This window comes from Caballeronia sp. LP006 (assembly GCF_031450995.1).
In the GTDB taxonomy this organism is placed as follows: Bacteria; Pseudomonadota; Gammaproteobacteria; order Burkholderiales; family Burkholderiaceae; genus Caballeronia.
This window is the reverse complement of the sequence record NZ_JARTVW010000002.1, coordinates 741,930-756,580: the sequence shown is the minus strand read 5'-3', so window position 1 is coordinate 756,580 and position 14,651 is coordinate 741,930. Positions and strand designations below refer to the sequence as shown.

Annotated in this window: 11 protein-coding genes; 1 reads left to right on the top strand and 10 read right to left on the bottom strand. The window is 61.8% G+C overall.

Going from position 1 to position 14,651, the window contains the following annotated elements:
- Positions 1 to 6: 6 nt before the first annotated feature.
- The 8 genes from P9250_RS04115 to P9250_RS04080 all read right to left on the bottom strand — a co-directional run bounded on the left by P9250_RS04115 (position 7) and on the right by P9250_RS04080 (position 9,316).
- Entirely contained in the window at positions 7 to 1,725 is a 1,719-nt protein-coding gene (locus P9250_RS04115) for an FAD-dependent oxidoreductase (RefSeq protein WP_244831214.1), read from the bottom strand.
- A 22-nt stretch (positions 1,726 to 1,747) separates the two neighbouring features.
- Entirely contained in the window at positions 1,748 to 3,220 is a 1,473-nt protein-coding gene (locus tag P9250_RS04110) for an alginate export family protein (protein ID WP_310391247.1), read from the bottom strand.
- A complete protein-coding gene (locus tag P9250_RS04105; RefSeq protein ID WP_409014793.1) occupies positions 3,210 to 4,145 on the bottom strand; it encodes a glyoxalase in 936 nt (311 codons plus the stop codon). Before P9250_RS04105 ends, P9250_RS04110 begins: the two co-directional genes overlap by 11 nt.
- Before the next feature lie 27 nt (positions 4,146 to 4,172).
- Positions 4,173 to 4,853, bottom strand: a complete 681-nt coding sequence (locus P9250_RS04100; protein ID WP_310391243.1) for a YoaK family protein — start codon at positions 4,851 to 4,853, stop codon at positions 4,173 to 4,175.
- 20 nt (positions 4,854 to 4,873) lie between these two features.
- A complete protein-coding gene (locus P9250_RS04095) occupies positions 4,874 to 5,098 on the bottom strand; it encodes a DUF1427 family protein (RefSeq protein WP_244831210.1) in 225 nt (74 codons plus the stop codon).
- Positions 5,099 to 5,209: 111 nt separating this feature from the next.
- Positions 5,210 to 6,679 (bottom strand): mechanosensitive ion channel family protein, encoded by a 1,470-nt coding sequence (locus P9250_RS04090; RefSeq protein ID WP_250467891.1) that lies wholly within the window; start codon positions 6,677 to 6,679, stop codon positions 5,210 to 5,212.
- 18 nt (positions 6,680 to 6,697) lie between these two features.
- Entirely contained in the window at positions 6,698 to 8,584 is a 1,887-nt protein-coding gene (locus P9250_RS04085) for an amidohydrolase (protein ID WP_310391241.1), read from the bottom strand.
- 96 nt (positions 8,585 to 8,680) lie between these two features.
- Entirely contained in the window at positions 8,681 to 9,316 is a 636-nt protein-coding gene (locus tag P9250_RS04080) for a hydrolase (RefSeq protein WP_309964722.1), read from the bottom strand.
- A gap of 371 nt (positions 9,317 to 9,687) precedes the next feature.
- Here P9250_RS04080 and P9250_RS04075 point away from each other — a divergent pair, with 371 nt between their 5' ends.
- On the top strand, positions 9,688 to 10,509 hold the full coding sequence (locus P9250_RS04075) for an alpha/beta hydrolase (RefSeq protein WP_310391239.1): 822 nt from the start codon (positions 9,688 to 9,690) through the stop codon (positions 10,507 to 10,509).
- A gap of 20 nt (positions 10,510 to 10,529) precedes the next feature.
- On the opposite strand, the gene P9250_RS04070 is transcribed toward P9250_RS04075, so the two are convergent.
- On the bottom strand, positions 10,530 to 11,705 hold the full coding sequence (locus P9250_RS04070) for a hybrid sensor histidine kinase/response regulator (RefSeq protein ID WP_310391237.1): 1,176 nt from the start codon (positions 11,703 to 11,705) through the stop codon (positions 10,530 to 10,532).
- Positions 11,702 to 14,644, bottom strand: a complete 2,943-nt coding sequence (locus P9250_RS04065) for a PAS domain S-box protein (protein WP_310391235.1) — start codon at positions 14,642 to 14,644, stop codon at positions 11,702 to 11,704. The genes P9250_RS04070 and P9250_RS04065 overlap by 4 nt, the downstream gene beginning before the upstream one ends.
- Positions 14,645 to 14,651 lie beyond the last annotated feature (7 nt).

Here is a 14,651-nt window from a genome sequence, read left to right as displayed (position 1 = left end):
ATGTTATTAATCGGCGGTGACCGACAAGCTCAGGTACGCATGAATCTGACTGACCACCGCCGCGCCGTCGCCGACCGCGGAAGCCACGCGCTTGGCCGATTCCGAGCGCACGTCGCCAACCGCGAAGATGCCCGGCACGCTCGTCTCCAGCGCGAAGCGCAGCCGCGTGCCGTGTTCCGTGCGACCCGATCCCGTCATCACGAAGCCGCGGTTGTCGAGCGCGACGCCGCTCGCCGCGAGCCAGCGCGTCTCCGGGTCCGCGCCGATGAAGAGGAACAGATGCCGCGTCGCGATGGCCTCGTCACGCGCCTCGTCCGCATGATGGACGCGAACGTGCGTGAGGCCCGCCTCGTCGCCTTCGAGGCCGCTCAACGTGCAGCGCGTGCAGAGCATCACGTTCGGCAGGGAAGCAATGCGGTCGATCAGATACCGCGACATGCTCGCGCTCAGGCTTTCGCCGCGCACGAGCACCCGCACGCTGCGCGCGAAGTTGGCAAGAAAGACGATCGCCTGACCGGCCGAATTGCCGCCGCCGATCAACACGATGTCCTGCCCCTTGACGAGCCGCGCCTCGATGGTCGACGCCCAGTAGTACGTGCCGCGCCCTTCGAAGCGGTCGAAGTCCTCGACGTCCGGCTTGCGATACGCCGCGCCGCTCGCCGCCACGATCGTGCGTGCGCTCACGCGCTGGCCATCGGTGAGCGTGACGACGAAGACGTCGTTCTCGGGCGTGACGCACGTCACCTTGCCTGGAATGGCGAGGTGCGCGCCGAACTTGAGCGCCTGCTGAAACGCGCGGGCCGCCAACGCCTGGCCCGAGATGCCGGTGGGAAAGCCGAGATAGTTTTCGATCCGCGCGCTCGCGCCCGCCTGACCGCCGGGCGCGCGCTGATCGAACACGGCCACCGAAAGCCCTTCGGTGGCCGCATACACCGACGCCGCGAGCCCGGCCGGTCCCGCGCCGACGATAGCGACATCGTAGATATGCGAAGGCTCGAACGCCGGCACGAGTCCCAGGCACGACGCGAGTTGCGCCTCGTCCGGCGCGCGCAACACGTAGCCGTTCGGGCAGAAGACGAGCGGGAAGTCGTCCGGACCGGTCGTCATGCCGGAGAGCAGCGTCACCGCTTCGGGATCGGTGCGGGCATCGACCACGGTTGCCGGGTGCGCGTTGCGGCGCAGGAAGCCTTGCAGACGGATCAGCCGCGCATCGTCTCCATTGCCGACGATGATCGGCCCGAGCCCCTGCTCGATCAATCCGAGCCGCCGCAGGATCAGCGCACGCATGATGTGCTCGCCGAGTTGCGCGTCGGCGACGATCAGCGCGCGCAGCTTGTCGGGTTCGATGACGAGCGTTTCGGCGTCGGTGAGCGCGACGCCGTCGATCAGCGCGGGCTTGCCCGAGAGTTGCGCCATCTCGGCCATGAAATGCCCGTCGTCGTGTTCGGTGACGAGCGTGGAGCGCCCGAAGCTGTCGCGCGAAGAGATACGCACGCGCCCCTTCAGCAACACGAAAAGACCGAGCGCCACCTTGCCCGTTTCGAAGATCATGTCGCCTTTTTTGAACGACATGGGCCGCGCGAAACGCCGCACGCTTTCGATCTCGGTATCCGAGAGACGCGGAAACATCTGGTGCTGACGAAATTCAAGCGAGGAAAAAGGCACTTCGAGTTCGGATGGCGTCGCGGCACGCCCGAACGGCCTCGGTAGATCGGAATCGCTCATGACTCAGGCTCCATCGAATGCTTTACCAGCCGAACTTGAGTTCGGCGCCCACGTAGTCGGCATTGCTCGCGCCGAGATCGCGCAAGGACGAGCCGACTTGAAAATGCACGGCCTCGACCGAGGCCACGAGATTCGCCGCGACGTTATAGTCCGCGCGCACTTGCGTATAGAAGCCGGTCCAGCGCGAGCCGCGCCCGGCTGTTCCCGGCACGACCGCCGAGCCTTGTCCATAGACGGCGTCCGCGGTGGTCTCACGCCATTGCAAGCCGACGCCCGCGAGCAGCGAGAGCTTGCTGTTGGGCTTGAGCGTGAGCGACGGCTTGATATGAATCAGGTTGGTGTATCCCGTGTAGCCCGCGAGCGTGAAGTAATAGCCGTTCGGAAAGAGCGGATTGAACGTGCCGACGCGCCCATCGCCCGGATGACGATCGCCCGAGGCGGCATCGATCTGAATGCCCAGACGCGGGGTCCAGGGCGCCGCCGCCAACGTGTAACCGGCGAGCGAACCCACGGCCCATGCGCTGATCGTCTTCTCGCCGACATGACCGCTTTGATACATGCCTTCCACGTCCCAGTCGATATGCGAGACATTGCCCGCGTATCGCATGTCGAAGACATCGCGATGCTCGTCGCCGCTGGCATCGAGAAAGCGCGCATTGCTGCGGTTATAGCGCGAGTAATATGCGGACAGATCACCCGGCCCCACGCCCTGACGTTCGACGCGCGCGCCGCTGAAGGTGAGATGACGATTGGAGACATCGTCGAAATCCGTGTTGAAGCGATACTGCACCGGCTGCGTTGCATAGGCGATCCAGCGCCACGGACCGGTCTCGTAGTCGCCCCAGAAACCGTCGAAAGCCTGCCGCACGTTCGGGCCGTCGCGCACCGATACGAAGCGCTGCAAGTCGAACGCCATCTCCTGCCGCCCCGCGCGAAATTTGACGAGCCCGCCCGCGAGCGGATGCGTGAACGCAATGAACGCCTGACGCAGATCGAGCGGATTCTTGTCGACGGAGGTCACGTTGTCCTTGCCATACGGACGCGCGTCTTCCAGTTGCGTGAACACTTGCACATAGGGGCCGAGATGCACATCGGCGTGGACTTCGAGACGTTGCAGCACGTAGGTATCGTCGCGGCCGGAGCCTAAGCCGAAGAGCGGCGCGTCGTTCATCTCGACGCGTTCTCGCAGCACCGCTCCGAGCGACACATACGCGTCCGGATTGCCGAACAGCGGAATGTACTTGAGCGCGTCGAGCGGGCGTTTCGGCACGCAAGGCAGACCGAGCACGGACCAGTCTTCCTGCCAGCGATTGAACTTGATCGCCGGGCGAGCGCACGATGCCCCTGGCGCGGCGCTGGCGTTGGTATCGTCGCCTGCGCTGCCGAGCGCCGTATCCGCTGCGGATACGGGCAGCGCCGCCGCGATCCCCGTGCCGATCAAGAACATACGCAGCGAACGCAGCGCACGGCAGCGTCTGTAACGATCAGCGGCCATCGTGGATTTCGGCGATATATCCGCCCGGGAACTCGACCATCGCCGTCTTGTAGCTTGCGCTCGCATAAGGCGGGACCAGCACCTTCGCGCCTGCCGCTTGCGCACGTTGCAGGGTCGCGGCGAGGTCATCGACACCATAGCCGGTCGTTTCCTTGCCGAACGGAAACGGCAGCTTGCCATCGGTCACGAAGACGACCATGCGCCCGAAATTCGAGTCGATGCGAATCTGCCGGAACGTCTCGCCCGGTTTGCCGATCACGCCCGCATCGGCACGCGCATTGTCCGAGACCACCTTGCCGTGAGAAAAGCGCAGCCAGCGGCGCACGAAGTTATTCGCTTCGTAACGCGAGACATAGACGCGGTTGTCGGGCACGCTTTGCAGCGGCGCGTAGTTCGGCGCCTTGGTGTGCCAGTAGAGCTGCATGACGAGGCCGCCCGGCCACTGGATGATCGCGTCCTTGCCGATGGGGTCGTCGAACGGTTCGACGATCACGTCCGCGCCCGCCGCGCGCGCGGCCTTCACGGCGTCGTCGATATCGGTCACGAGATAGCCCGTGCGCTCGTTGCCGAACGGATAAGGCACGGGCGTTTCGAAGCCGAACACGGACAGCATGCCCACGGGCGTCTGCACGTATTGCGAAGCCGTCTTGCTCAGCGTGGGCGTCACGGTGAAAACCGCCTTCTGCGATGCCTTGCCGCCGAAGGTCGCGAGAAAGCTCTGCACGAAGGTATCGACATCGGCGGATGCGACGTAGACGTGGGTCGTATCGTATTGCGGACCGACCGCGACTCGACCCTTGATGGCGGACGCGGCGGTAGCGTCATGCGGACCGGCATCCGCGAACGATGCGAGAGGCGCAATGCCGATGAGAAATGCCGCCGCGATGGCGCTTGAGCGAACGAGCTTGATCATGTCGATACTCATTGATGTTTGAAGTGAGCGAACCATAAGTCACGCCGCCCGGGCAACGCGCGGCGGCCATGCGAGCAACAGAAGCAGCGCGATGGGCAAGATCAGGCCGTAGAACGAGAGATGCACGAAGGCGAGCGCGCCGCCCACCGCGCCGATGGAAAAGGCAAGCATGGCCGTGAGCGTGGCGCGCAAACGCGTGAGCACTTGCGGCCCTTCTGCATGATGCGAACCGCGATGCGCGAGATCGACCAGATCGAGCACGATCTGCGTGACATTGCCGGTCATCACTGTGTTGGGCAGCCCGGGCTTCTGCAAGACTTTCGGGCGCGCGTTCTGCACGCCCATTGCGGTGGCGCCCAACACGCCGCAGAGCAGCACCATGCCCGATGAAGCGTCATCGATAGGCAACGCGAGCAGTCCTGTGCCGAAGAACGCGAACAACAGCAACGCTTGCCACAGATGCAATGCTGCGGCGATGTAGGCGTCGCCACGTGCCTTCATGATCTTTGCCGCCACGCTCGCCGATCCCACGCCGACGATGAACGCCGGAAACGCCAGCAGCTTGAGCAGCACGCCTTGCCCCACGCCCGCGACCTCCGCGCCGATCAGCACGAAGTTGCCCGTCACATGTGCCGTGAAGAGGCCGAACAACGCGACGAATCCCAGCGTATCGACGTATCCCGCTATGAACGCGAGCACCGTCTCTTCATGCTCTTTCAAGGGATTTCTCCGGTGAAACCTCAGCCGCCTTCACGCGACGTGCCTGCCTTGTCCTTCGATACGACGTTCACGCTTTCGGTTTGCGCGAAGAACTGCGACTTCACGACCGGTATTGCGTGTTCGCCGAGTACCATGCCGAGCAGTCCCGCTAGCGCGATCAAAGGCGGCGCGGGTGACTGCACGCGCAAGAGCCAATAGAGCAGGCCGACCGCGAAGCCCACACCGAGTGAAATGACATAGCCCATGTTCTCTGTTCCATCCTTTCCTAAAGAAGAAACCCTGTCTCTCCCTTAAGGGAAAGCCTAGCAAGCCGATTGATAATTGGCCTTGGATAAAGCTTAAAAAACCTTAAGACCTCAAAAGGTCAATTGATGAAAACGCTTCACGCTCTCGCGAATCCATCCGAAAAGACTGCTATGTTCCGATGCCTGCCCGGCAGGCGCCGCGCGCAACATCTGGTCGCTCGCACGATGCTCGGAAAGCAGCCTGCACATCTCGCTCGTGACCTCGGGACGTCGCGCGAGGATGGGCGTGAGCGCCTCCTTGTCGAGCCGGTACACGACGACGCGCGTCGTCGCACGCACGGTCACATCGCTTTGCACGCCCGCGAGAATGCCGGATTGACCGATGGAATCGCCGGGTGCAAGTCTTCGCACTTCGAGATCGTGCGATGCTTTCGGTACCGTCACGCTTGCCACGCCACGCGCAATGATGTGCAACGCCTGACCTTCGTCGCTGCCCGCTGCAAACACCGTTTCGCCCACTTCGAAAACATGACGCGTGAGGCGTTTGGAGAGCTCGTTCAGTTCGTCCGCATCGAGCGTATGAAAGATTGTCACGTCGCGCAACAACACGAGCTTCTCGTCGATGGCTTGCGTCGTTTGCCGTGGCGCCGACAACGGACGCAACACGACCGCACGCGAACCTAGATGCCGATGCGCCAGATCGAAGAGATCGCTGCGCACCGAAACTTTCTTGTCGAGCGAATCGACGTAACAAAGAATCTCGTATTCGATGGCGTCTTCGGTCGCGCGCCGCACACTTACGACCGGCGCGGGACGGCCGATAACGTCGATGCAACTCGCTGCGGCATCGCCGAGCGCATCGAGCACGACAGCGGGACGCACCGATGGATCCACCGAGAGCACGACGCTGATGCCGTTCGTATCGAACGGCTGATTCGAATTAACGATGTTCGTGCGCGCCGCGACGCTGTTCGGGATCACGACGATGTTGCCCTGCCCGTTGAGCAGGCTCGTCGCGCGCCAGTTGCTCTCGACGACCTTGCCTTCGGCATCGCCGATAGTGATCCAGTCGCCCAGACGAAACGGCTGCGTGGCGTTGAGCACGATGCCCGAGAACACATCGTTGAGCGTGCTCTGAATTGCAAGGCCGATGACAATGGCCACCGCGCCCGAGGTCGCCAGCAACCCGCGCACGGGCAACTGCAACACGAACGCAACGGCCGCGACCGCGGCAGCCAGATAGACGAGCGCACCGAGCACGTCCTGAAAGAGCCGCTCCTTGTGCCACGCCTCGGGCAGCACGATGCGGTCGAGCATGATCGTGACGAGCCGCGCGCCTTGCAGCCACCACATCAACTCCAGCACTTGCGCAAGCAGATGCCGCAGCGGTTCGTTGGGCCAGGGCGCCGCAAAGAGCGGATTCATGCCGTGCGCGAACAACACCCACGTCGATAACGCGAACATGGACGCACGAAACGCAAGCCGCATAGGCTCGCTTCTTCGGTCCATGAAGCGCCACGCGAGGAAGTCTACGACGAGTATCGCGATGCCGAAGAGCAGGCCGTCGGTCAGGGTCGGCATCGCGTCACTCGCCCTTGTTCAAAACGCGAAACAACTGCATCCCAGCGCGCCCCAGAAGCCGTTCGAGTCGCTGACAGGTACGTTCTTGCGCCACGCGAAACCGTGCGCATGCGCATGCACGTTGCAAAGATTCACGCAACCGTCCACGCAGGCAACCGCGGTCGGCTTGTAACGGCTATAACCGCCGAACTCCGCCACCGGCGACCATGACGGACTCACCGGCAAGTCCGGGGGACCGTATGGGGTGAACTCGTCGCTTGCATAGACGACCTTGCCGCCCACCACGGTCATGACCGAATCGAGAAACTTGATGCGGCTTTCATCGACGGTGAAGAAGTCTTCCGATAGCACCGCGAAGTCCGCGAACTGCCCCGCGACGAGCGCGCCCTTGCGATCGTCCTCGCTTGAAAACCACGCGCTGCCAACGGTATAACGGCGCAACGCTTCCATGCGGTCGAGTTTGTTCGCGCCGTTGTACATGGCCGTGCCGCCGACCGTCTTGCCCGACACCATCCAATAAAGCGAGACGAACGGGTTGAAGCTCGCCACGCGCGTGGCATCGGTGCCCGCGCCCACGGGCAGACCGGCATCGAGCATGTGGCGGATAGGCGGCGTGCGCTTCACGGCTTCCTCGCCGTATCGTGCGATGAAGTACTCGCCTTGATACGCCATGCGATGCTGGATTGCGATACCGCCGCCAAGCGCCTTTACACGGTCGATATTTTTCTGCGTGATGGTCTCGCAATGATCGAAAAACCAGCGCAAGCCATCGAAGGGAATGTCGGCATTCACACGTTCGAACACATTGAGGAAGCGTTCGATCGATTCGTTATAGGTGGCATGCAGACGGAACGGCCAGCGGTTTGCAACGAGCAGACGCACTACCGCTTCGAGTTCGGTTTCGAGCGTGTCGGGCAGGTCGGGGCGCGGTTCCAGAAAGTCTTCGAAATCAGCCGCCGAGAACACCAGCATTTCGCCTGCGCCGTTCACGCGCAGGAAGTCGTCGCCTTCGCCGGGCTTCGTCATCTTCACCCACTTCGCGAAGTCTTCAATCTCCTTCTTTGCGTTCTGCGTGAAGAGGTTGTACGCGATACGCACGGTCAATTCGTTGTGCTTCGCCAAGTCCATGATGACAGCGTAATCGTCGGGATAAGCCTGATATCCGCCGCCTGCATCGATCGCGCTCGTCACGCCAAGACGATTCAACTCGCGCATGAAGTGGCGCGTGGAATTGCGCTGCTCGTCGGGCGGCAGCTTCGGACCCTTGGCGAGCGTCGCGTAAAGAAGGCCCGCGTTGGGCCGCGCGATCAGCATGCCGGTCGGATTGCCGCGCTTGTCGCGCTGAATTTCGCCGCCGGGCGGATCGGCTGTTTCCTTCGTATAGCCGACCGCGCGCAAGGCCGCCGCGTTGAGCAATGCGCTGTCATACAGATGCAGGATGAACACCGGCGTGTCCGGTGCAATCGCGTTGATCTCTTCGAGCGTCGGACCACGGCGCTCCGCAAACTGAAATTCGTTCCAGCCGCCGACCACGCGCACCCATTGCGGGGCGGGCGTGCGTGCAACCTGCTTCCTCAGCATGTCGAGCGCGTCCGCAAGCGACGGAACGCCATCCCAACGCAACTCCATGTTGAAGTTGAGGCCGCCGCGTATGACATGCAGATGCGAATCGTTGAGGCCGGGAATCACGGTGCGCCCGTTGAGATCGATGAGGCGCGTCGCGTCGTTCGCATAACGCATCACGACTTCACGCGATCCTGCTTCGATGACCTTGCCATCGGCAACCGCGAGTGCATCCGCGAACGAACGCTTGTCGTCCTGCGTGGCAATCTTGCCGTTGAAGAATACGGTATCGGCGCGCGCGGGCGTGCCTGAACCCGTGCCTGAGCTCGTGCTTGAATTCATGGGCGTTCTCGTGTGAGGCGTGCCGCGACGCGGCGCTTGCTGGAAGCCGGCGCGATGAACTTCGCGCCAGCCTTTTCGATACGACTGCGAGCCGATTCAGCCCGCTTCGCTTGCGTGTTCGCCGAGAATCGATTTCGCATAACGCACGCCGATGCCATACGCGCTATGCGACTTGAGAATGTCCATGCAACCTTCGTAAGTCTCGGTGCGGCCCCAGTCGCGTTGCAGTTCGAACATGAACTGAAGCGACGTCATTGGCACCGCGCCGGCCTGGATGATTCGCTGCACGGCGCGTTCGTGCGCTTCGTGCGTGATGTCGCCACAAGCATCGGTCGGGACGTAGATTTGATAGCCTTCCGCGATCATCTGCACGGTCGGAAACGTCACGCATACTTCCGTCCAAAGACCCGCGAGCACGATCTTCTTGCGGCCCGTCGCTTCGATTGCTCGGCGAAAGCCCGCGTCTTCCCACGAGTTCATCGAGGTACGGTCGACCGGCTGCTGCTCCGGAAACACGTCTTGCACTTCGGGCACCATGTCGCCGCTAAAGGTTTTGGCGGCAACGGTAGTGAGAATGGTCGGCACCTTGAACAACTTCGCCGCCTTGGCGATAGCCTGCACGTTATGCAGGATGGTGGTGCGTTCATGCGAGGTCGTGCCAAAAAACATCTGCGGCTGATAGTCGATCAGCGCAACCGCGCAGGTATCCGGGGTCAATAGTTCTTGCGGCATTTGCAGGCTCCGTTGGAAAAGATGCGGCAGTCAGGACGAACATGCCGTGCTCGGGTGAGCGGCTGGAAGGATTGAGATGGATGATAGCCACGCGTCTTCGCCGAGTCCTTGAAAAATCCCTTAATTGTTCTTAACGAATATTCGCTAAGAAAATGCACTTCAATCTTTAGCGCGTGGGATTTTCAGGAAATGAATTTCAGGACTTCGCCTTTCGCTGGCGGGAGCATGCACCGCGATTAAACCGCCTTAAGAACAATTAATCTTTTCTCAAGTTCAGGCGTCTTCCACGCGGCTAAGATTCGGTCCACGCGTCGCGCTCAAGGAATGATTCTTAGCGCACGCGCTCGACCAACATCGCTAAAGGACACGCCATGAGCACCGTAAAGACCAAGGACGGCACGAATATTTTTTATAAGGACTGGGGCAGCGGCAAGCCGGTGGTCTTCTCGCATGGCTGGCCGCTTTGCGCGGATGCATGGGACCCGCAAATGCTGTTTCTGGCGCAGAAGGGATACCGCGTCATTGCGCATGACCGTCGCGGTCATGGCCGCTCCGACCAGACTTCGGAAGGCAACGACATGGACACGTATGCGGACGATCTCGCCGCCGTGCTCGACGCGCTCGATCTGAGGGACGCCATGCTCGTCGGCCATTCGACGGGCGGCGGCGAGGTTGCGCATTACATCGGACGTCATGGCAGCGCGCGCGTCTCGAAGGCCGTGCTGATCGGAGCCGTGCCGCCGATGATGCTCAAGTCCGAGAGTAATCCGCTCGGCTTGCCGATGTCGGTGTTCGACGGCATCCGCGACAATACGGCTTCGAATCGCTCGCAATTCTTCAAGGATCTGGCCGTACCGTTTCTGGGCTACAACCGTGACGGCGCGAAGGTCATACAAGGCAACATCGACGAGTTCTGGCGGCAGGGCATGATGGGTTCGATCAAAGGCCAGTACGAGTGCATCAAGCAATTCTCGGAAGTGAACTACACCGATGATCTGAAGAAAATCGACATTCCCACGCTCGTTTTGCATGGCGACGACGATCAAATCGTGCCGATGGAAGCGTCGGGGCGACGTACGGCGGAGATCGTGAAGAACGCGACGCTAAAGGTTTATGCTGGCGCGCCGCACGGCATGTGCACGACGGAAGCTGATCGCGTGAATGCGGATCTGCTGGCGTTCTTGCAAAGCTGATGCTGCACGAGACATGCTCGCTACGAAGCGAGCATGTCAGCCGACCGAACAGTCAGTACCGCGCTTAATCCCGGATGCTTATCGGCGAATTCGAGTTTGCCGTGATGCAACGTCGCCACCGCCTTGACGAGCGCGAGCCCAAGTCCTACACCGGGCGTCCCACGGCTCGCGTCGCCGCGATAGAACCGCTCGGTGACCTTGTGCTTTTCCGCGTCGGGAATACCGGGGCCATCGTCGGATACGGATAACTCTATGCCGTCATCGCGCGCCAGGAGCGACACTTCGACCTCGCCATTTTCGCGCGCGAACTTGATAGCGTTATCGATCAGATTGCCGATAGCCTGCGCGAGCAGCAAGGGATCGACCACAGCGTACAGTTCGTCCGCCTGCGTCATGGAAAGCGTCACGCCACGCAGTTCCGCCACGGGCTGATAGAACTCGACTGCATCCGAGACAATGGCGAGCAAATCGCTGGACTCGAAACCCGAGCGACGCACGCCCGCATCGATTTCGGCGAGCCGCAAGAGCGCATTGAAGATGCCGATCACGCGATCGACATCCGCAAGCGCGGGCTCCAGTTGCGCGAGCGTGGCTTCATTCCCTTCCTTGCGCAAGCCGATCATCAGCACTTCGAGACGCGAACGCAGTTCGGCAAGCGGCGTACGCAAATCATGGGCGATTGCATTCGACACGTTGCGCACGCCGTTGATGACTTCGATCAGCGCTTCCTGCGCCTGCTTGCGCGTGTTGACCTCTTCCTGAAGCCGCAAATTCTGCTCGCGCTGCAACTTCTGCAAGGCCCGCAACTTGAGATGCGTATGCACTCTCGCGGCGACTTCCTCCATGTGCAGTGGCTTGGTGACGAAGTCCACGGCGCCAGCGCTGAAGCCCGTGATCTTGTCCTCGGTCTGCGTGAGCGAGGTCATGAAGATGACCGGAATGTCGCGCGTGTTCGGGTTGGCCTTGAGCTGACGGCAGGTCTCAAAACCGTCGAGACCGGGCATCATCACGTCGAGCAGAATCAGATCGGGCTGCACGAGTTCGGCGCGGCCCAGCGCCTCGCGGCCATCGCGCGCAACGGTCACGCGCAGGTTGTTTCCTTCGAGCGCATCGACCACGAGGCCGAGATTCGTTGCGGTATCGTCGACAACGAGAACGACTGGCGTGGCGGTATCGGGTAAGTCTTGCGTACTCACGTGCTTGGGTCCAGATGTTCTTCGATCAGGGACAACAGCGCTTGCGATTCGTACCCGGCGGCAAGACATCGCAGACGCGTTGCGAAAATTTCATAGCGCTTGTCGAGTACCGTCAGATGCTCGGCCCGCTCGATGATGTCGCGCATCGAACCGAGCAGCGCAAAGCGATGCAGCAGCGCCATTTCCTCGGGCGGTGGCACGACGAGCGCTTCGTCGGCCCGAGCATGTCTTCCCGTGCGCGGCGCCCATTGCAACGCCAGAAGGCCGGTGATTTCCTTGAGCAGCACATGCAGGTTCAGCGGCTTTTCGATGAACACATTGGCGCCCGCCGCGAGATTGGCCTGCGCATTGCCGCGCGATGCATCGGCCGATACGGCGATCACCGGCACGTCGCGTAACGCTTCCAGCGCGCGCAGACGCTCCAGCATCTCGATGCCACCCATCACCGGCATGAGCGTATCGACGACGATCAGATCGGGCCGGTCCTCGCTCGCCATCGCGAGTCCTTCGCGGCCATTCTCTCCTTGCGATACGCGAAAGCCGCTACGTTGCAAGGTATCGACGAGCAGGATGCGATTGGCCGCGACATCGTCGAGCACGAGTATGTGACGCTCGCGGCCTTCATAGCGCGTGACGCCCACCGGCAGAATCGCGGGCACGGGTTGCGCCGTGGCGCCGGGCGCGTCGAGTTCGAACCAGAACGCGCTGCCTCGGCCAAGCGAACTCGCGACGTGAATATCGCTTCCCATCATGCGCACGAGTTGCCGGCTGATGGCAAGACCGAGTCCCGCGCCGCCGCTCCGACGCGTGAGTTCGCCCGCCTGCTCGAAGGGCTGAAAGATCACATCGAGCCGGTCGGGGCTGATACCTATTCCCGTGTCCTTCACTTCGAAGCGCAGACGTCCGGGCCATATTTCCGAAACCGCGAGACTGACTTCGCCCTGATCCGTGAACTTCACTGCATTGACGAGCAGATTGAGCAACACCTGACGCAAGCGCTTTTCATCGACGCTGATCGCGCGCGGCAGATTCGGCGCCGCATGATAGTGGAGTTGCAGGCCCTTTTGCTGGGCGCGCACGCCGACGATCTCCGCGATGACATCGAGAAACGGACCGAGTGGCACATCGCGCACCTGCATTTCGAGCTTGCCCGCACCGATGCGTGCGAAGTCCAGCAAATCGTTGATGAGCATGAGCAGATGCTCGCCACTCTGTTCGATCACGCCAAGACTAGACAACTGTCTGCGGCTCAACGTTTCATCGCGTCGCAAGATTTGCGCATAGCCGAGAATGCCGTTGAGCGGCGTACGCAATTCGTGGCTGATATTCGCGAGAAACTGATCCTTCGCCTTGTTGGCCGCTTCGGCGGCGTCGCGCGCCACGCGCACCGCATCTTCCAGTGCCTTGCGCGCCGAGATGTCCTGAATGATGGCGATGGTGTGACTCGTGTGCCCAGCAGAGTCGTATTGCAGCGCCACCGATAAATTGACCCACACGCGCTGACCGTCGCGTCTCACGAGCGGTTTCTCTTCCGAGTAATGCGAAACGCCGCCCTCGGTCAACATGAAATAGCGTTGCAGGCTTCCGGTCACGAAGTCGTCGTCGGTGACATCGCGCAGGCGCTTGGCGAGCAACGCATCGCGTTCGTATCCGACGATCTCGCAAGCACGCTGATTCACGCGCAAAAAGCGGCCTTCGAGGTCGCAATGCGCAATACCCACGGCCGCGTTCTCGAAGGTGCCGCGAAAGCGTTCCTCACTCGCGCGTAGTTCGTTCTCGGCGTGCTTGAGCTCGGTGATGTCCACCAGACTCCCGACGAAGCGCACGGGCTTACCGCTCGCATCGCGCCTTGCCATGCCGCGTACCAGCACCTTGCGATCGCTGCCATCGCTATGCAAGAGGCGGTTCTCCATCTCGAACACGCCATCCGCATGTTCGAGATAACGCTCGACGGCCGCTTCGGTCGCGGCCCGTTCCTGCGGGTGCACCACGCTCATATACGACTCGTAGTCGAGCAATGGCTCCTTGCCGCCATAGCCGAGCCATTCCCAGATGTTCGAGAAGCGTGCCTTGCCGTGGCGAAAATCGCCGTCGGGCATGTCGATTTCCCATACGCCGACATTCGATCCGCACATCGCCGCTTCGAATCGTGCATTGGTCTCACGCAAAATCTCCGCTTCTTCCGCGCGCCTCCGTTGCGTGACATCGCGGAACACGAACACGATGCCGAGCCCTTCGCCGCGTTCATCGACGATAGGCGAACCGCTCGCTTCCACCGGCACTTCCTGGCCGTGACGCGCGATCAGCAGATTGCGGCTCGGCAAGCCGATGTCTTCATCAGCGCGCAAGAACGACGACACCGGCTCGCGCGTGATTTCATCGACGACGCAAAAGACCTCGCCCAGCAAGCGGCCGCGTGCTTCATTGCGTGGCCAGCCCGTCAACCGTTCGGCCACCGCGTTCATGAAGTCGATGCGCCCTTCCGGGTCCGTGGCGATCACGCCATCGCCGATACTCGACAGCGTCACCGCATAGCGCTCGTCGCTTTCGCGCATGCGCCGCTCGGCCGCGTATTTGTAGAGCGCCATCTCGACCACGGTGCGCAATTGCGTGTCGTCGAATGGCTTGAGCACATAACCGAACGGCTCGGCCGTGGTGGCGCGCTGCACGGTTTCCTCGTCGGCATAAGCGGTCAGAAACACGACTGGCAGCCTGAATTGCTCGCGCAGAAGCCGCGCCGCGTCGATACCGTCGAGCTTGCCTTCGAGCCGCACATCCATGAGCACGAGATCGGGACGCACTTCCTTCGCCAGCAGGAGCGCATCTTCGCCGCGCGCGGTCGAGCCGACCACCGTATGACCGTTGCGGATCATTTGCTGGGCGATATCGCGGGCGACCACTCGGTCGTCTTCCACAATCAGGATGCGTGCAGGTGCCATCGTTCGT